The sequence below is a fragment of the Metapseudomonas otitidis genome, assembly GCF_011397855.1.
GTDB classification, from domain to species: domain Bacteria; phylum Pseudomonadota; class Gammaproteobacteria; order Pseudomonadales; family Pseudomonadaceae; genus Metapseudomonas; species Metapseudomonas otitidis.
Map to the genome: position 1 here is coordinate 391,420 of NZ_AP022642.1, position 18,616 is coordinate 410,035.

Consider the following 18,616-nt stretch of genomic DNA (forward strand, 5'->3'; position numbering starts at 1 on the left):
GGCTTCAAGGGTGCCGGTTCAGTTGCTGGAGAGCCTGTCGCCCCGCTCGAAGCGCCAGGTGCGGATGATTTCCAGGCGGTCGATGTCGGCCAGGTCGCCGGTGAAGGGGGCGAAGGGGGCGGCGAGGCGGACGATGCGCATGGCGGCCTGGTCCAGTACCGGCTGGCCGGATGACTCCAGCACCTGCACCTCATAAAGAGTGCCGTCGCGGTTGATCGACACCAGCAGCCTCAGCGAGCCGTAAATGCGCTGGCGGCGGGCCTCTTCGGGGTAGTTGAGGTTGCCGACGCGCTCGATCTTCTTGCGCCATTCGTCCTTGTACCAGGCACCCTTGTCGCGCATGGTCGAGGCCGCGTTGAGGCGGTGGATGCGTGGGCGCTTGGCGTAGCGCTGCTGCTCCTGGGACAGCTCGGCCTCGAGGCTGGCGATCTCGGAGGAGAGCTGGGCGCTGTCGAAGACGGGGGCGGGCGGTGTCTCCGGCTCGGGCTTGGCTTCCTCGCGCTTGACCGGGGTCTTCTGCGGCTTGGGTGCCGTGGTAGCGATGGCTGCCTTGGGGGCTTCCTGGCGCTTGGTCTGCTGGGGGGCGGCGGGCGGAGTGACCTTGCGGATCTCCTGGTCCTGGAACATCGCCTGCTCGGTGGTCTTGGGCGTGTCCTTGTGTTCCAGGGTGCCGCTGCCTTGCTGGTTGTTCTGGGCCAGGTAGTCGGCTTCCTTCGGCTTCTCGTCACTCTTGAAGGTGGCGAGGGTGACTTCCAGCGTCTTGCTGATCTGGCTGGGGTCGCTGAAGGTGAAGCCGACACCGAGGATGAGCGCGATGTGCAGCACCGCGGCGAGGAACAGGGTGAAGCCGAGCCTGTCCGCCGGGCGCACGCTGGCGGAGGGGAAGCGGGGGAGGTCAGCGGCTGCGTTCATCGCACATCGGGTCTGCTCAAAGTGGCGCGCAGTCTGCCGAACTGGGGCGGCAGGCTGCAAGCCGCAAGCTGCAAGGTGTTGACTGCGTCAAGCTTGCGGCTTGCTCTGGTTCGCCTCCAGGCGGGTGGCGATGACGTCCATCAGGCGTTCGCCGATGCGGGTGTCGTACGCCGCGTCGATCTCGCGGATGCAGGTCGGGCTGGTGACGTTGATCTCGGTGAGGTGGTCGCCGATCACGTCGAGGCCGACGAACAGCAGGCCCTTCTCCCGCAGTACCGGACCGACGGTGGCGGCGATCTCGCGGTCCCGCTCGGTCAGCGGGCGGGCCTCGCCCCGGCCACCGGCGGCGAGGTTGCCACGGGTCTCGCCGGCAGCGGGAATGCGCGCCAGGCAGTAAGGTACCGGTTCGCCGTCTATCATCAGGATACGTTTGTCCCCGTCGACGATCGCTGGCAGGTAGCGCTGCGCCATGATCTGCTCGGCGCCGTGGCGGGTGAGGGTCTCCAGGATCACCGAAAGGTTCGGGTCGCCCTCGCGGTGACGAAAAATCATCGAACCGCCCATGCCATCAAGGGGTTTGAGAATGATGTCACGCTGCTCTTTTGCAAACTCGCGCAGAATGTCGGGCCGTCGACTCACCAGGGTCGTCGGGGTGAGGTGCGGGAAGAGCGTGGCAAAGAACTTCTCGTTGCAGTCGCGCAGACTCTGCGGACGGTTCACCACCAGCACGCCGGCGCGTTCGGCCTGCTCCAGCAGGTAGGTGGAGTAGATGAACTCGTTGTCGAAGGGCGGATCCTTGCGCATGAGGATCACATCGAGGTCGGCGAGCGGGGTGTCCTGCTCATCCCCGAGGACATACCAGCCCGCAGGGTCGGCCTTCACCTCGAGCGGTTTCATGCGGGCACGGGCTACGCCCGCTGCCTGGTAAAGATCCTGCTGCTCCATATAGAAGAGGGACCAGCCGCGAGCCTGGGCCGCGAGAAGCATGGCCAGGGAGCTGTCCTTCTTGAAGTTGATCTGCGCAATGGGGTCCATGACGATCCCGAGGCGAACGCTCATGGGTGGTGTCTCCGCAACTCGTGAAGTGAAGAAAGGGGCCTCGATCGGGCCCCGGAAGAGGCGCTCAGGGTGGCGCTGGAGGCGGTTGCGGTCAAGGGAAACCTCGCCGTGCGAACTGGCAAATCCATGGCGTAGGCGGTTTCTGGCTTGCGTCTGGAGAGTGTGCTAAAAAGGCCCGACGATTGGGTCGCAGCCCGTCGCTGACAGGGCCTCAGGCGCACTGAACGAAGCTAATAACGACTCACCGAGGCGATGGTAGGGCGAACATGGAACAGCATTCCGAGGGTTTGAAGGTGATGGTGATCGACGATTCGAAGACGATTCGTCGCACCGCTGAAACTCTGCTGAAGAAGGTGGGTTGCGAGGTCATCACGGCTGTCGACGGTTTCGATGCCCTGGCCAAGATCGCGGACACACACCCGAACATCATCTTTGTCGACATCATGATGCCGCGTCTCGACGGTTATCAGACCTGCGCCCTGATCAAGAACAACAGTGCTTTCAAGTCCACCCCGGTGATCATGCTGTCCTCCAAGGACGGCCTGTTCGACAAGGCCAAGGGTCGCATCGTCGGTTCCGACCAGTACCTCACCAAGCCCTTCAGCAAGGAAGAACTGCTCGGCGCGATCAAGACCCACGTGCCTGATTTCACCCCGGTGGAACAAGCCTCCTGAAGTCCGGCCCTCGTGGCTGGAAGTGCCTTTCCGTATTGGGGACAAACATGGCTCGTATTCTGATTGTTGATGACTCGCCGACCGAAATGTACAAGCTGACCGCCATGCTCGAAAAACATGGCCATCAGGTACTGAAGGCGGAAAATGGCGCCGATGGCGTCGCCCTGGCTCGCCAGGAAAAACCCGATGCCGTGCTGATGGACATCGTCATGCCCGGCCTCAATGGCTTCCAGGCGACCCGTCAGCTGACCAAGGACGCCGAAACCAGCCACATCCCGGTGATCATCGTCACCACCAAGGATCAGGAAACCGACAAGGTCTGGGGCAAGCGCCAGGGCGCGAAGGACTACCTGACCAAGCCGATCGACGAAGACACGCTGCTGAAAACCCTCAACGCGGTGCTGGCCGGCTGATGCCGGTAGCACCGTGATGCCCTAGAAGAAGGCTCAGCCCCGCATGTCGGACGCAAAGACCCCATTCCAGATACTCCTCGAGATCGACCAGCGCTGCCGCGCCCTGGCGGCGGGCTTGCCCGCCCAGCAGGAAACGGTCCAGACCTGGAGTGGGATCGGTTTCCGCATGGGCGAGCGCTTCTTCGTGGCGTCCATGGGCGAAGTGGGCGAAGTGCTCCACGAGCCCCGCTACACCCAGCTGCCGGGGGTGAAGCCCTGGGTCAAGGGAGTCGCCAACGTGCGTGGCCGGTTGCTGCCGATCATGGACCTGTGCGGCTTCTTCGGCGGCGAACTCTCGTCCCTGCGCAAGCAGCGCCGGGTGCTGGTGGTCGACCACCAGGAAATCTTCGCCGGCCTCATCGTCGACGAAGTCTTCGGCATGCAGCACTTCCCGGTGGGCTCGTTCTCCGAGGAACTGCCGCCGCTGGAGGCCACCATCCAACCCTTCATCCACGGCGTGTTCCAGCGTGAACATCCCTGGCTGGTGTTCAGCCCTCATGCGCTGGCCCAGCACCAGGTGTTCCTGGACGTCGCGGTCTAGTTCCCAACGCGCAGGCCTTCGGGCCTGCGTGCAGGGCCGTTTCCGGGAGGGGCGGCCCGATCGGCCGGAGTGCAGTGTCTCCGGCTGACCCAGGCACCAGCGTGTGCCGTTGATCCAAGGTTGGGCCGGTCTATACCGGCCCTTGGCGTTACATGGAAATCGTTGTGTAGTTGGTCCAGGCGGGGGCCCGATAATGAAAAAACTGAACGCAGGCAATCTACTCGCGGGAGCGCGCAGCAGTACGTTGATCGCCGGACTCTTCGTGGTCCTGATCGTCTCCATCGTGCTGCTGTTCGCCAACTTCGCGTACCTCAACACGCAGGCGAACCACGACCAGGAATACCTCGGCCACTCCGGTGAGCTGCGGGTCCTGTCCCAGCGTATCGCGAAGAACGCCACCGAAGCGGCGGCGGGCAAGCCCGAGGCCTTCGCCCTGTTGAAGGAAGCGCGCAACGACTTCGAAAAGCGCTGGAACATCCTGCTCAACGGTGACGCGGAAACCGGCCTGCCGCCGGCGCCCGAAGCCGTCAAGGCCCAGATGGACGCCGTGCAGGCGGACTGGAACAGCCTGCGGCAGAACTCCGACGCCATCCTGGCCAGCGAGCAGACCGTACTCTCCCTGCACCAGGTAGCCGGCACCCTCGCCGAGACCATCCCGCAGCTGCAGGTTGAGTACGAGGAAGTCGTGGACATCCTTCTGGAAAGCGGCGCGCCCGCTGCCCAGGTGTCCGTGGCCCAGCGCCAGTCGCTGCTGGCCGAACGGATCCTCGGCTCCGTGAACAAGGTACTGGCCGGTGACCAGGACTCCGTACAGGCCGCCGACATGTTCGGCCGCGACGCCAGCCTGTTCGGCCGCGTACTGAACGCGATGCTCGAAGGCAACGCCGCCATGGAAATCTCCAAGGTGACCGACACCGAAGCCCTGGAGCGCCTGCAGGAGATTTCCGAGTTGTTCGAGTTCGTCTCCGGTTCCGTGGACGAAATCCTCGAGACCTCGCCCGAACTCTTCCAGGTCCGTGAATCCGCCAACACCATCTTCACCGGCTCGCAGACCCTGCTGGACAAGGCATCCCAACTGGCCGCCGGGTTCGAGGAGCAGGCTGCCGGCCGTAGCCTGAACACCCTGGCTGGCTACATCCTCGGTGCCCTGGCACTGGGTTCGATCATCCTGATCGGCCTGGTCATGGTTCAGACCACCCGCCAGCGTCTGGCCGAGACCGCCGAGAAGAACGAACGTAACCAGGCCGCGATTCTGCGACTGCTTGACGAAATCGCCGACCTTGCAGACGGTGACTTGACCGTAGCGGCGACCGTAACCGAGGACTTCACCGGTGCGATCGCGGACTCGATCAACTACTCCATCGACCAGCTCCGCGAACTGGTAGAGACCATCAACCTGACCGCCGTGCAGGTAGCCGCCGCTGCCCAGGAAACCCAGGCCACCGCCATGCACCTGGCCGAGGCTTCTGAGCACCAGGCCCAGGAAATCGCCGGTGCGTCCGCCGCGATCAACGAAATGGCCGTGTCGATTGACCAGGTATCGGCGAACGCCTCGGAATCCTCCGCGGTAGCGGAACGTTCCGTAGCCATCGCCAACAAGGGCAACGAAGTGGTGCACAACACCATCACCGGCATGGACAACATCCGCGAGCAGATCCAGGACACCTCCAAGCGAATCAAGCGTCTCGGTGAATCGTCCCAGGAGATCGGTGACATCGTGAGCCTGATTAACGACATTGCCGACCAGACCAACATCCTTGCACTGAACGCCGCGATCCAGGCGTCCATGGCGGGTGATGCCGGTCGAGGCTTCGCCGTGGTAGCGGACGAGGTACAGCGCCTCGCAGAACGTTCCTCTGCCGCAACCAAGCAGATCGAGGCCCTGGTTAAGACTATTCAGACCGACACCAACGAAGCGGTTATCTCCATGGAGCAGACCACCTCCGAAGTGGTACGCGGTGCCCGCCTCGCACAGGACGCCGGTGTGGCCCTGGAAGAGATCGAAAAGGTATCCAAGACCCTCGCGGCCCTGATCCAGAACATCTCCAACGCGGCACGCCAGCAGGCGTCGTCCGCGGGCCACATTTCCAACACCATGAACGTCATTCAGGAGATCACCTCGCAGACCTCCGCCGGTACCACGGCAACCGCCAAGAGCATCGGTAACCTCGCCAAGATGGCGAGCGAGATGCGTAAGTCGGTATCCGGCTTCAACCTGCCGGACGCAGACCGGGCCTGACCAAGGGAGGTGCCGCAGCCTGAGGTTGCGGCGCAACGGCCATGAGCGAGAGGCACGACAGCATGCAGCCTGGCGGCGTGTGGGCCTTGAAACCCATGGCCGATATGACCCCCGCGCAGTTCCATGACTGGCAATCGCTGCTCGAGGAACGTACCGGCGTGGTCATCAACGAGCAGCGACGCTCGTTCCTGCAGACCAACCTCACCGCGCGGATGCGAGAGCTGGGCGTAGACGACTACACCCTCTACTTCCGCCAGGTCACCGACGGACCACGTGGTGCCGTCGAATGGTCGACCCTGCTGGACCGCCTCACCGTTCAGGAAACCCGTTTCTTCCGCCACGGACCCTCGTTCGACCTGCTCGGCGCCTATCTGCGCGAGCGTGTTGCCAAGGGACTGGACAGCCCCCTCGCCCTCTGGAGCGTCGGTTGTTCCAGCGGCGAAGAGCCGTATTCCCTGGCCATCGCGGCCGCCGAGGCCCTCACGGGTAGCGAGCGGCCCGACTATTTTGGTGTGACCGGCACCGACATCAGCCTCAGCGCCCTGAACAAGGCCCGCGAGGGGGTGTACGGCGCACGGCGCCTGGAGCACCTGGAAGGCGACATGGGCGAGCGCTACTTCCAGCCTCTGGGCGATGGCCGTTTCAAAGTTGTGGAGAGCCTGGCCGCGCGCGTGTGTTGCGCCCGGCTCAATGTGCTGGAACTGGCGAAGGCGCCAATGTCCGGCATGGACGTAATTTTCTGCCAGAACCTGCTGATCTATTTCCGCCGCTGGCGTCGCCGTGAAATCCTCAACCGCCTGGCCGAGCGCCTGGCACCCGGTGGGCTCATGGTGATCGGCGTCGGTGAAGTGGTTGGTTGGCACCATCCGGACCTGGAGCCGGTGGCCGACGATCAGGTTCTGGCATTCACCCGGAAGGGATAGCAGACGGCTATGAGTGATCGGCACGATTATGTCGCCCTGGAGTGGGTCAAGGGCGAGATCGCGGAAACCCTGAAGCAGGCCCGCCAGGCCCTGGAGGCGTTCGTCGAGAACACCCAGGATCCGACGCGCATGCGTTTCTGCCAGACCTACGTGCACCAGGTCCACGGCACCCTGCAGATGGTCGAGTTCTACGGCGCGGCCCTGCTCGCCGAGGAAATGGAGCAGCTCGCCCAGGCACTTATGGAAGGCCGCGTGACCAACCAGGGCGAGGCCCTGGAAGTGCTCATGCAGGCCATCCTGCAGTTGCCGGTCTACCTGGATCGCATCCAGAGCGCGCGCCGTGACCTGCCCATGGTCGTCCTGCCGCTGCTCAACGACCTGCGCGCCGCCCGTGGCGAGAAGCTGCTGTCCGAAACCAGCCTGTTCTCCCCCGATCTCTCCAGCCGCACCCCCGCGCTCTCGGTGGATGCGCTGGCCCGCATGCGCACCGCCGAACTGCCGGTGCTGCTGCGCAAGCTGCGGCAGATGCTGCAGATGGCCCTGGTGGGGATCATCCGTGGCCAGGACCTGGCCACCAACCTCGGCTACATGGCCCGCGTCTTCGCCCGCCTCGAATCGCTGTGCAAGGAGGCCCCGCTGGGCACCTTGTGGCCCATCGCCTCCGGCATGGTCGAAGGCCTGGCCAATGGCAGCGTGGTCAACGGCACCTCCGTCCGCACCCTGCTGCGTCAGATCGACAAGGAACTCAAGCGCCTGGTCGACCAGGGCGCCGATGGCATCAACCAGCCGGCCCCGGACGAACTGGTCAAGAACCTGCTGTTCTACATCGCCAAGGCCCCGGCCCAGTCGCCGCGCATCCGTGCCCTCAAGGAACAGTACCGCCTCGACGAAGCCCTGCCCGACACCGACGTGGTGGACGAGGAACGTGCCCGCCTGGCCGGCCCCGACCGCGACGCCATGCGCTCGGTGGTCACCGCCCTTTGCGAAGAGCTGGTCCGCGTCAAGGACAGCCTCGACATCTTCGTGCGCAGCGACCGCCGCGGCGTCACCGAGCTGGATGCCCTGCTCGCGCCCCTCAAGCAGATCGCCGACACCCTGGCCGTGCTCGGCTTCGGCCAACCGCGCCGGGTCATCCTCGACCAGATCGACGTCATCCACAGCCTGTCCCTCGGCCAGCGCGAGCCCAACGACGCCGTTCTCATGGACGTCGCCGGCGCCCTGCTGTACGTCGAGGCGACCCTCGCCGGCATGGTCGGCCCGGCCGATGATGGTTCCCGCGAAGAGAGCCACCTGCCCACCACCGACGTGGCGCAGATCCACCAACTGGTGATCAAGGAAGCGCGCAATGGCCTCGAACAGGCCAAGGACGCGATCATCGAGTTCATCGCCTCCCAGTGGAACCACGAGCACCTGGCCCGCGTGCCCGACCTGCTGACCCAGGTCCGTGGCGGCCTGGCGATGATCCCCCTGGCCCGCGCCGCTGCCCTGCTGGAAGCCTGCAACCGCTACATCCAGGAACAGCTCCTGGCCCGCAAGGCCGTGCCCAACTGGCAGAGCCTGGACACCCTGGCCGACGCCATCACCAGCGTCGAGTACTACCTGGAGCGCCTCTCCGAGGACCACGCCACCCAAGGCGACATGATCCTTGACGTGGCCGAGGAGAGCCTGGAGAACCTGGGCTACCCGCTCAAGGCCAAGCCCTCCATCCTCGATCTCCCGGAGTTCCAGGCCGAAGAGCCCGCTCCGCTGGCCGACCCGGTGGAGGAGATCGAAGTCCTCGCCGAGGAAGCGCCCGAGCCGGTCGAGCCCCTGGCCTTCGAACCCCTGCCGGCCGAGCCGGAAATCACGCTCGATGCCGATTTCGCCGAGCCTTCCGCCCCGGTGGAAGAGGCCCCTGCACTGGATGCCCTGCCGGAGCTCGAACCGCTGGACAGCGCCGAGCCGGTAGCCTTCGACGCACTGCCCGAGCTGGAGGCCCAGCCGCTGCTGGACGAGCCTCTGGAGCTGGGCACCCTCGACAGCTTCGAGACCACCGAGCTGAAGGCCGATGACGCGCCGACGCTGCTGGTCTCCGATGACAACTGGAACCTCGGCGAGCCGGAGGTCCAGGCGCCCGAGGTCATCGACTTCAGCCTCGACGCCCCGTTGGAACTGGAATCCCTCGATCAGCCCAAGCCGGCCGACGAGCCCTTCGCCTCCTTCGACCTCGAGGCCCTCGAGCCGCTGCCGGCTGCCGAGCCCCTTGAACCGATGCTGGACGAGCCCCTCAGCCTCGAGCCGCTGCCCGAATCCACCCCCAACTGGGACGACGTGGAGCTGAGCGGCCTCGACCTGCCGGAGGTCGACCTGCCCTCCGCCCCGCTGGAGCCCGTTGTCGCCCCGGTCGAGGAAGCGCCCCGCGCGCTGTCCATGGCCGATGTCATGGCCGCCCCGGTGCAGCCCATCAACCCGCCCGCTGGCGAGGTCCCGCCCAGCCTGCTGCCGCCGCCTGCCGACGAAGAGCCGGTGGACGACGAACTGCTGGAAGTCTTCATCGAAGAAGCCGGCGAAGTGCTGGAGACCATCGGCGACTACCTGCCGCGCTGGTGCGCCAATACGGAAGACAAGGACGCGCTGACCGAAGTACGCCGTGCCTTCCACACCCTCAAGGGCAGCGGCCGCATGGTCCGCGCGCTGGTCATCGGCGAGCTGTCCTGGTCCATCGAGAACCTGCTCAACCGCGTACTCGACCGCAGCATCCAGCCGGATGAAGACGTCAAAGGCGTGGTCAACGACGTGGTCGCCCTGCTGCCGCAACTGGTGGACGAATTCGCCGCCAAGGCCCAGCGCCAGCGGGACGATGTCGACCACCTGGCCGCCGAGGCGCACGCCCTGGCCAAGGGGCAGCGCCTCCCAAAATCTGAAGCCCCGGTCTCCGTACAGGCTGCCGAGCCCGTGGGCGAGCTTCCTTCTCAGCCCGAAGTGGCCGCGCCGACCGTTGCCTCCAGCGCGTCGACCGATGAAGAGCCGCTCGACCCGCAGTTGCTGGACATCTTCCGCAACGAGGCCGAAGCCCACCTGGAAACCCTCGTCGGCTTCCTCGCCGATTGCACGCAGTCCCTGCCGCAGCCGGTGACCGACAACCTCCAGCGCGCCCTGCACACCCTCAAGGGCAGTGCACACATGGCCGGCATCCTGCCGATCGCCGCCATCGCCATGCCGCTGGAGAAGCTGGCCAAGGAATACAAGACCAACCTGATCCAGATGGACCTGGTGGATGCCGAACTGCTGCGCGATGCCGAGCAACTGTTCCGCATCGGCCTGGAGCAGTTGGAAACCGCACCACTGCGCCCGATCCCCGGGACCGAGGCCTTCCTCGAACGCGTCCAGCGCTTGCATGCCGAGCGCATCGGCGCCGCCGAAGCCGCTCGCCTGGGCGAGCAGGGCCAGGCCGGGCGCGACCCGCAACTGATCTCCATCTTCCTCGCCGAAGGCATGGACATCCTCCTGGATGCCGAGGATCTGCTGCGCCGCTGGCGCGAGCACCCCTCCGAGCGCCAGGAACTGGGCGCCCTGCTGGAAGAACTGAACACCCTCGGCCGTGGCGCCGAGATGGCCGAGCTGCCGCAGATCGAAGAGCTCTGCGAAGCCCTGCTGGACACCTACGGTGCTGTCGAGGAAGGCAGCCTGCCGGTCAGCGAACGCTTCTTCGACGAGGCTGAACGGGCCCACGAAGCGCTGATCAGCATGATGGACCAGGTCGCCGCGGCCCTTCAGGTCACCCCCCAGCCGGAGCGGGTCCAGGCCCTGCGCGACCTGCTCCAGCAGGCCGTCGATCCGGCAGCCCTCGCGCTGCTGGACATGGACCGCGACACCGGACTGCTGGTCGAAGAGCCGGACCAGCCGCTGCCGCCCGCCGCCGAAGCCGAGCTGACGCTCGCGGACGACGACGCACTGCCGCCGCTGCCCGAACTGGATGAAGTGCCGGCCCTTGAACCGGTCACCCTGCCGGAGCTGCTCGACGAGCCCACCGAGGCCATCGAGCCGGAGCCCGTCCCGGTCGCCGCGGTCGAACCGGCCGCCGCACCGCTGGCCTACGAGAACCTCGACGAGGAGATGGTTTCCATCTTCCTCGAAGAGGCCGTGGACATCCTGGAAAGCTCCGGCCAGGCGCTGGAACGCTGGCTCGACGAGCCGGACAACCACGCGCCGCTGCACTCGCTGCAGCGTGACCTGCACACCCTCAAGGGTGGCGCGCGCATGGCCGAGATCGCCCCTATCGGCGACCTCGCCCACGAACTCGAATCCCTCTACGAAGGGCTGGTGGACCGTCGCTTCAACCATTCCCCGGCATTGGCCGGCCTGCTCCAGGCCAGCCATGACGACCTGGCCGTGATGCTCGACCAGCTCCAGGCCCGTCAACCGCTGCGCAACCCGGAGGCGCTGATCCAGGCGATTCGTGCGTTTCGCCAAGGCGGCACGGTAAGCCTGCCCGTCGCGCCGGTGGCCGAGGCCCCGGTGAATGAGGCCATCGCCCCGCCGCCAGAGGCAGAGGTGGAAGCGCCCGCCTTGCCGGATGAGGTGTCCGAAGCGCCCCTCGAACTGGATGCCGGCCTGCCTGAGCTGGACGATGACGTCCTGCCGTTGCCGACCCTCGACGAGCCCGACGCCGACGCCCCGCTGGTGCTGGAAGACCTGCCCCTGCCGGAGACCGACGAGCCGGCGCTCGTGGAAAGCGCCGAGGCCGATACCTGGCTGCTTGACGAGACCGAAGGCGACCTGTCGCCTGCCCCCGAAGCCGAAGCCGAAGCCGAAGCCGAAGCCGAAGCCGAAGCCGAAGCCGAAGCCGAAGCCGAAGCCGAAGCCGAAGCCGAAGCCGAAGCCGAAGCCGAAGCCGAAGCCGAAGCCGAAGCCGAAGCCGAAGCCACACTTTCTCCCGAGCCCGAGCCCGAGCCCGAGCCCGAGCCCGAGCCCGAGCCCGAGCCCGAGCTGGACGCCGAATGGCTGCCTGTGGATGAAGCCCCGGTGCTGCCGGAGGTGGACGACGAGCCGAGCATCGAGCTGGCGCTGCCCGAGGTGGCCGAGATGCCCGCCCCGGTCGAGCCGGTTGTACCGGCTCCCGTGGTGAGCGAGCCGGTCCACAGCGCCTTCGATGACCGTGATCCCGAACTGGTGGAAATCTTCCTCGAGGAAGGCTTCGACATCATCGAAAGCGCCGGCAACGCCCTGCAGCGCTGGATGGAGGACGTCGACAACCTGCTGGAAGTTGAGGCCCTGCAACGCGACCTGCACACCCTCAAGGGTGGTGCGCGCATGGCCGAGATCCGCGAGATCGGTGACCTCGCCCACGAACTGGAATTCCTCTACGAAGGCCTCTGTGGCGGCCGCCTGCGTGCCAGCCCGACGCTCTTCGGGTTGCTGCAGTCCTGCCACGACCGCCTTGCCGAGATGCTCGAAGCCGTGCGCGACAAGCGCGCGGTGCCGGATGGCAGCGTGCTGATCGAGGCGATCCGCCGCTTCCGTGCCAACCCCGACGAACAGCTGAGCATGCCCTCCAGCGTGCACCTGCAGCCTGTCGCCGCGCCCGTGGTGGAGGACGATGAGGCGGAAGCCGACATCCTCGACATCTTCCTCGAAGAGGGTGATGACCTGCTGGAAGCGATGGAGCGCACCATCGGCCGCTGGGAAGAGAACCGCGACGACAGCGCCCAGATCGACGACCTGCTGCGCCTGCTGCACACCCTCAAGGGCGGTGCGCGCCTGGCCGGCCAGAAACGCCTGGGCGACCTCAGCCACGACCTGGAACAGCACCTGACCGAGGCGCTGCAACAAGGCGCGCCCTGGCCCGAAAGCCTGTTCCTCGACGTGCAGTCCGGCTTCGAAGGCCTGCAGGCCGAGCTGGACCAACTGCGCCAACGCCTGGACGCCAGCCTGGCGGACGAGCCCGAAGCGCCTGCCGAGATCCATGAGCCGGCGCCCCAGCCGACCCTCGCAGCCCCCATCGTGGCGGCGAGCGCCGTGCCGGTGGCGGTGACCGAGGACAAGGTCCTGCCGTTCGTGCTCAAGGCCCAGGAAGCCGCCCAGGATGCCGCCGCACGTCGTGCGCCGCAGGAAATGGTCAAGGTCCCGGCCGACCTGCTGGAAGGCCTGGTCAACCTGGCGGGTGAAACGTCCATCTTCCGGGGCCGTGTCGAGCAGCAGGTGAGCGACTTCAGCTTCACCCTGAGCGAGATGGAATCCACCATCGAGCGGGTACGCGACCAGCTCCGCCGCCTCGACACCGAGACCCAGGCGCAGATCCTCAGCCGCTACCAGGCCGAGGCCGAGCGCGCCGGCTACGAGGACTTCGACCCGCTGGAAATGGACCGCCACTCCCAGCTGCAGCAGCTCTCTCGCGCGCTGTTCGAGTCCGCGTCCGACTTGCTGGACCTGAAGGAAACCCTGGCCGCGCGTAACCGCGACGCCGAAACCCTGCTGCTGCAACAGGCACGGGTCAACACCGAGCTGCAGGAAGGCCTCATGCGGACCCGCATGGTGCCCTTCGACCGCCTCGTACCGCGCCTGCGCCGCATCGTGCGCCAGGTGGCCAGCGAGCTGGGCAAGCAGGTGGAATTCCTCGTCGGCAACGCCGAGGGCGAAATGGACCGGACCGTGCTCGAGCGCATCGTCGCGCCCCTGGAGCACATGCTGCGTAACGCCGTCGACCACGGCATCGAGCCGGTCGAACTGCGCCGCGCCGCCGGCAAGCCAGACGCCGGTACCATCCGCCTGACCCTGGGCCGCGAGGGTGGCGACATCCTCCTGACCCTGTCCGACGACGGTGGCGGCATCCGCCTCGACGCCGTGCGCCGCAAGGCCATCGAGCGCGGGCTGATGGATGCCGACTCCCAGCTCTCCGATCACGAGGTGCTGCAGTTCATCCTCGAGGCCGGCTTCTCCACTGCCGAGAAGGTCACGCAGATCTCCGGGCGTGGCGTGGGCATGGACGTGGTGCACTCCGAGGTCAAGCAGCTCGGCGGCTCCATGAGCATCGAGTCGACCCCGGGCGAGGGCTCGCGCTTCCTCATCCGCCTGCCGTTCACCGTGTCGGTGAACCGTGCGCTGATGGTGCTCTCCGGCGAAGACCTCTACGCCATCCCGCTGAACACCATCGAAGGTATCGTGCGGGTCTCCCCGTACGAGCTGGAGGCCTACTACCAGCCGGATGCGCCGCGCTTCGAGTACGCCGGCCAGGCCTACGAGCTGAAGTACCTGGGCGACCTGCTGAACAATGGCCAGCATCCCAAGCTGGTGGGCCAGAGCCTGCCGCTGCCGGTGATCCTGGTGCGTTCCACCGAGCACGCCGTGGCCGTCCAGGTGGACGCCCTGGCCGGCTCCCGCGAGATCGTGGTAAAGGGCCTCGGCCCGCAGTTCGCCGGGGTGCAGGGCATCTCCGGTGCCACCATCCTCGGGGACGGCCGCGTGGTGGTGATTCTCGACCTGCTGGCGACCATCCGCGCCCGCCACGCCCATCAGGTGCAGATGCTGCCTCGCACCACCAGCCAGGCCGCCCTGCCGGCGGAGCTGGACCACGACCGCCCACCGGTGGTCATGGTGGTGGACGACTCGGTCACCGTGCGCAAGGTCACCAGCCGCCTGCTGGAACGCAACGGCATGAACGTGCTGACGGCCAAGGACGGGGTGGACGCCATCGCCCAGCTGCAGGAGCACCGCCCCGACGTCATGCTGCTGGACATCGAGATGCCGCGCATGGACGGCTTCGAAGTGGCCACCCTGGTGCGCCACGACGCGAGCCTGAAGGACCTGCCGATCATCATGATCACCTCCCGTACCGGCGAGAAACACCGCGAGCGGGCGATGGCCATCGGCGTGAACGACTACCTGGGCAAGCCGTACCAGGAGTCCCTGCTGCTTGAAACCATCCAGCGACTGGTCAAGGGACATGACTGAGAAAACCTCTGCACGCATCGCCGTCATCGCCGACACCTCGCTGCAGCGCCATGTGCTGCAGCAGGCGCTGGTCGGCAACGGCTACCAGGTGATCCTCAACAGTGACCCGGCCCGCCTCGACGACGACGCCCTGAGCGCCTGCGACGCTGACCTCTGGCTGGTGGACCTGGCCCAGTCGGAAGACTCGCCGCTGGTGGACAGCCTGCTGGAGCGCGCCAGCGCCCCGGTGCTGTTCGGCGAAGGGCACGCCCCGGAACGCCATTCGGAAAACTACCCGCGCTGGGAGCGCCGCCTGTTCGGCAAGCTCAAGCGCCTGGTGGGGGACCCCGCCGTGGCGGTCGGCCCGAGCCTGGAGGCCCTGATGGCCGAGGCCCAGCGCCCCGCCCGCCTGGACCTGCCGCGTGCCCTGGCGGACACCCCGCTGGTGGCGGGCGAGCCGGCGCGCCAGGTCTGGCTGCTGGCGGCATCCCTCGGGGGGCCGGCGGCGGTCAAGGCCTTCCTTGATGCCCTGCCCGGCGGCCTGCCGGTGGGTTTCCTCTACGCCCAGCACATCGATCCCGCCTTCGAAAGCATCCTGCCCCAGGCCGTAGGCCGCCACAGCCAGTGGCCGGTCAACCTGGCCCGCCCCGGCGACCACGTGCGCGCCGGCGAGGTGGTGGTGGTGCCGATCGCCCAGGAGCTGACCTTCGCCGAAGACGGCGCGATGCTCATGGGCAACCGCCCCTGGCCCGAGCCCTACAGCCCGTCCATCGACCAGATCATGCTCAACCTCGCCCAGCACTTCGGCGAGCAGTGCGGCGTGATCGCCTTCAGCGGCATGGGCAGTGATGGCAGCGCCGCAGCGGCCTACGTGCGTCGCCAGGGTGCGCCGATCTGGACCCAGCGGGCCGAGAGCTGCGTCTGTTCGAGCATGCCCGACAGCCTGCGTGAAGGCGGCTACAGCAGTTTCAGTGCCGACCCGCGCGAGCTGGCCCAGGCGCTGGTGAACCACCTGGCCGAGCAGTGCGCCTGACGCGCCGCCGGTGGTCTTGAAGAATCGTTGAAGGAAACGCCATGAGCCAAGCCGTCGCCAACACCCAGAGCGCCAACAGCCTGACCGGGCTGCTGCTGTCGCTGACCGACCGCACCCTGCTGGTGCCCAACGTGGCGGTGGCGGAGCTGATCCCCTACCGGGCGCCCCAGGCGTCCGCCGGGATGCCGGCCTGGTTCCTCGGCCAGGTGGCCTGGCGCGACCTGCGCCTGCCCCTGCTGTCGTTCGAAGCCGCCAGCGGTGGCCAGCCCCAGGTGGGCTCCAGCGCGCGGGTGGTGGTGCTCAACGCCCTGGGCAGCCGAGCCCATGTGAAGTTCATCGCCCTGCTGGTGCAGGGCATTCCGCGCTCCCTCAAGGTCGACACCGACCTGCCCTCGGCGAATGCCGAGCTGCTGCCCCTGGAGCTGGGTTCGGTGCAGCTGGAGGACGGTATCGCCAAGATCCCGGACCTGGTCGGCCTGGAGCAACTCCTGGCGGACGCTGGCCTGATCTGAGCCGCTGCGGCGGCCTGCCCCCTTAGAAATCCCCCCACAACTGCTGGGCGACGCTCAGCGCCACCACCGGCGCGGTTTCCGTGCGCAGCACGCGCGGGCCCAGGCGTGCCGCCTGGAAGCCTTGCTGCTGGGCCGCTTCCACTTCGGCGTCGGACAGCCCGCCCTCCGGGCCGATGAGGAACGCCAGCGTGGCTGGCCGCGCATGGCTGGCCAGGGGCTCGGCCACCGGGTGCAGGACCAGCTTGAGGTCCGCCTCCACCTGCTTCTGCCACTCCCCCAGCGTCACCGGCGGGTGGATCACCGGCAGCACCGAGCGGCCGCATTGCTCGCAGGCGCTGATGGCCACCTGGCGCCAGTGGGCCAGGCGCTTGTCGGCACGCTCATCCTTCAGGCGCACTTCGCAGCGCTCGCTCACCAGGGGGGTGATCTCCGCCACGCCCAGCTCGGTGGCCTTCTGGATGGCCCAGTCCATGCGCTCGCCCCGGGACAGGCCTTGGCCGAGGTGGACCCGCAGCGGCGACTCGGCCAGGCCGGCGAAGGCTTCGCGCAGTTCGACGCGGACGCTCTTCTTGCCGACCTCCACCAGTTCGCCGATGAATTCCTGGCCCGAGCCGTCGAACAGTTGGACGGCATCACCTTCGGCCAGGCGCAGCACGCGACCGATGTAGTGGGCCTGGGCTTCGGGCAGGGCGTGTTGCCCGAGGGCGAGGGCGGCGTCGATGAAAAAGCGGGAAAGGCGCATGGATTCGGCGGGCTGAAGAGGGAAAGCCGCAAGCTTACCCGCTTCGCCGCCCGCCGTTAAACCGCCTGCTAGCCCGGATCGCGGTGATTGGGGTGCAGGTCGGCGGCGACGGCCACGCTCACCCCGTCACGGGTGGCGATGTCGATGCCTTCGCTGGCCACCTCGGCGAGGAAGTCGATCTCCTCCGGGGTGATCACGTAGGGCGGCAGGAAGTACACCACGTTGCCCAGCGGGCGCAGCAGGGCGCCGCGCTCCAGGGCGTGCTGGAACACCTTCAGGCCACGGCGCTCCTGCCAGGGGTAGGGCGTGCGGCTGGCCTTGTCCTGGACCATCTCCATGGCCAGCACCATGCCGGTCTGGCGGATCTCGGCGACGTGGGCGTGGTCGGCCAGGTGCGCGGTGGCGCTGGCCATGCGCGCGGCCAGGGTGCGGTTGGCCTCGATGACGTTGTCCTGCTCGAAGATGTCCAGGGTCGCCAGGGCGGCGGCGCAGGCCAGCGGGTTGCCGGTGTAGGTGTGCGAGTGGAGGAAGGCGCGCAGGGTCTGGTAGTCGTCGTAGAAGCCCTGGTAGACGGCCTCCGAGGTGAGCACGGCGGCCATCGGCAGGTAGCCGCCGGTGAGTGCCTTGGAAAGCACCAGGAAGTCCGGGGCGATGCCGGCCTGCTCGCAGGCGAACATCGTGCCGGTGCGGCCGAAGCCGACGGCGATCTCGTCGTGGATCAGGTGCACACCGTAGCGGTCGCAGGCCTCGCGCAGCAGCGTGAGGTAGATCGGGTGGTACATGCGCATGCCGCCGGCGCCCTGGATCAGCGGCTCGACGATCACGGCTGCGACCTCTTCGTGGTGCTCGGCGAGGGTCTGCTCCATGTGGACGAACATGGCCCGCGAATGGGCCTCCCAGCTGACGCCTTCCGGGCGCAGGTAGCAGTCCGGGGTCGGCACCTTGAGGGTGTCCATCAGCAGGGATTTGTAGGTTTCGGTGAACAGCGCCACGTCGCCCACCGACATCGCCGCGACGGTTTCACCGTGGTAGCTGTTGGTCAGGGTGACGAAGCGCTTCTTGCGCTCCAGGCCCTGGTTGCGCCAGAAGTGGTAGCTCATCTTCAGCGCCACCTCGATGCCCGAGGAGCCGTTGTCGGCATAGAAGACCCGGTCCAGGCCCTGGGGCGTGAGCTTCACCAGGCGCTCGGACAGCTCGATCACCGGCTGGTGGCTGAAGCCGGCGAGGATGACGTGCTCCAGTTGCTCGACCTGATCCTTGATGCGCTGGTTGATGCGCGGGTTGGCGTGGCCGAACACGTTGACCCACCAGGAGCTGACCGCGTCCAGGTAGCGCTTGCCTTCGAAGTCCTCCAGCCACACGCCCTCGCCACGGCGGATCGGTACCACCGGCAGGCGCTCGTGGTCCTTCATCTGGGTACAGGGGTGCCACAGCACGGCGAGGTCGCGCTGCATCCAGTCGGCGTTTTGGCCCATGGTCGGTCTCCGGAAAGGTCGGGGAAGCCTATGCAATAGGGGTGAGATGGACAAGCCGGCCGATCCGGCACATCGCCGACGGGGTTCTCTGGTGGCCCGGGGGCGCCTGGCGTATCCTGCGCGCCATTTGAAAGACGCTCGCTTTT

The 18,616-nt window shown here is 67.0% G+C and carries 12 protein-coding genes; 8 read left to right on the top strand and 4 right to left on the bottom strand.

Annotated elements, in window-relative coordinates; all coding sequences use genetic code 11:
* Nucleotides 1–18: 18 nt before the first annotated feature.
* Both PotMrB4_RS01965 and gshB read right to left on the bottom strand, forming a co-directional pair.
* Complete coding sequence (locus tag PotMrB4_RS01965; protein ID WP_172432365.1) at nucleotides 19–912, bottom strand: energy transducer TonB; 894 nt, start codon at nucleotides 910–912, stop codon at nucleotides 19–21.
* A gap of 87 nt (nucleotides 913–999) precedes the next feature.
* Nucleotides 1,000–1,971, bottom strand: a complete 972-nt coding sequence (gshB, locus tag PotMrB4_RS01970) for a glutathione synthase (RefSeq protein ID WP_044403568.1) — start codon at nucleotides 1,969–1,971, stop codon at nucleotides 1,000–1,002.
* 266 nt (nucleotides 1,972–2,237) lie between these two features.
* Here gshB and pilG point away from each other — a divergent pair, with 266 nt between their 5' ends.
* The 8 genes from pilG (at nucleotide 2,238) to PotMrB4_RS02010 (ending at nucleotide 16,253) form a co-directional block, all read left to right on the top strand.
* A complete protein-coding gene (pilG, locus tag PotMrB4_RS01975) occupies nucleotides 2,238–2,645 on the top strand; it encodes a twitching motility response regulator PilG (protein ID WP_021218373.1) in 408 nt (135 codons plus the stop codon).
* A 47-nt stretch (nucleotides 2,646–2,692) separates the two neighbouring features.
* On the top strand, nucleotides 2,693–3,058 hold the full coding sequence (pilH, locus tag PotMrB4_RS01980; protein WP_003458790.1) for a twitching motility response regulator PilH: 366 nt from the start codon (nucleotides 2,693–2,695) through the stop codon (nucleotides 3,056–3,058).
* A gap of 43 nt (nucleotides 3,059–3,101) precedes the next feature.
* Nucleotides 3,102–3,638, top strand: coding sequence for a chemotaxis protein CheW (locus tag PotMrB4_RS01985; protein WP_044403557.1), 537 nt, complete (start codon nucleotides 3,102–3,104; stop codon nucleotides 3,636–3,638).
* Between the two features lie 193 nt (nucleotides 3,639–3,831).
* Nucleotides 3,832–5,877, top strand: a complete 2,046-nt coding sequence (locus PotMrB4_RS01990; protein WP_044403555.1) for a methyl-accepting chemotaxis protein — start codon at nucleotides 3,832–3,834, stop codon at nucleotides 5,875–5,877.
* Between the two features lie 62 nt (nucleotides 5,878–5,939).
* Nucleotides 5,940–6,800, top strand: a complete 861-nt coding sequence (locus tag PotMrB4_RS01995) for a CheR family methyltransferase (protein WP_044403650.1) — start codon at nucleotides 5,940–5,942, stop codon at nucleotides 6,798–6,800.
* 9 nt (nucleotides 6,801–6,809) lie between these two features.
* Entirely contained in the window at nucleotides 6,810–14,729 is a 7,920-nt protein-coding gene (locus PotMrB4_RS02000; RefSeq protein WP_172432366.1) for an Hpt domain-containing protein, read from the top strand.
* Nucleotides 14,722–15,741, top strand: a complete 1,020-nt coding sequence (locus PotMrB4_RS02005) for a chemotaxis protein CheB (RefSeq protein WP_044403551.1) — start codon at nucleotides 14,722–14,724, stop codon at nucleotides 15,739–15,741. Before PotMrB4_RS02000 ends, PotMrB4_RS02005 begins: the two co-directional genes overlap by 8 nt.
* Nucleotides 15,742–15,782: 41 nt before the next feature.
* Nucleotides 15,783–16,253 carry a chemotaxis protein CheW gene (locus tag PotMrB4_RS02010; RefSeq protein ID WP_044403550.1) on the top strand — a complete coding sequence of 157 codons (471 nt, stop codon included), beginning with the start codon at nucleotides 15,783–15,785 and terminating at the stop codon, nucleotides 16,251–16,253.
* Between the two features lie 22 nt (nucleotides 16,254–16,275).
* On the opposite strand, the gene PotMrB4_RS02015 is transcribed toward PotMrB4_RS02010, so the two are convergent.
* Nucleotides 16,276–16,995, bottom strand: a complete 720-nt coding sequence (locus PotMrB4_RS02015; RefSeq protein WP_044403548.1) for a 16S rRNA (uracil(1498)-N(3))-methyltransferase — start codon at nucleotides 16,993–16,995, stop codon at nucleotides 16,276–16,278.
* A gap of 68 nt (nucleotides 16,996–17,063) precedes the next feature.
* Nucleotides 17,064–18,470: an adenosylmethionine--8-amino-7-oxononanoate transaminase gene (locus PotMrB4_RS02020; protein ID WP_172432367.1), complete on the bottom strand. Its 1,407-nt coding sequence runs from the start codon at nucleotides 18,468–18,470 to the stop codon at nucleotides 17,064–17,066.
* Between the last annotated feature and the right edge of the window lie 146 nt (nucleotides 18,471–18,616).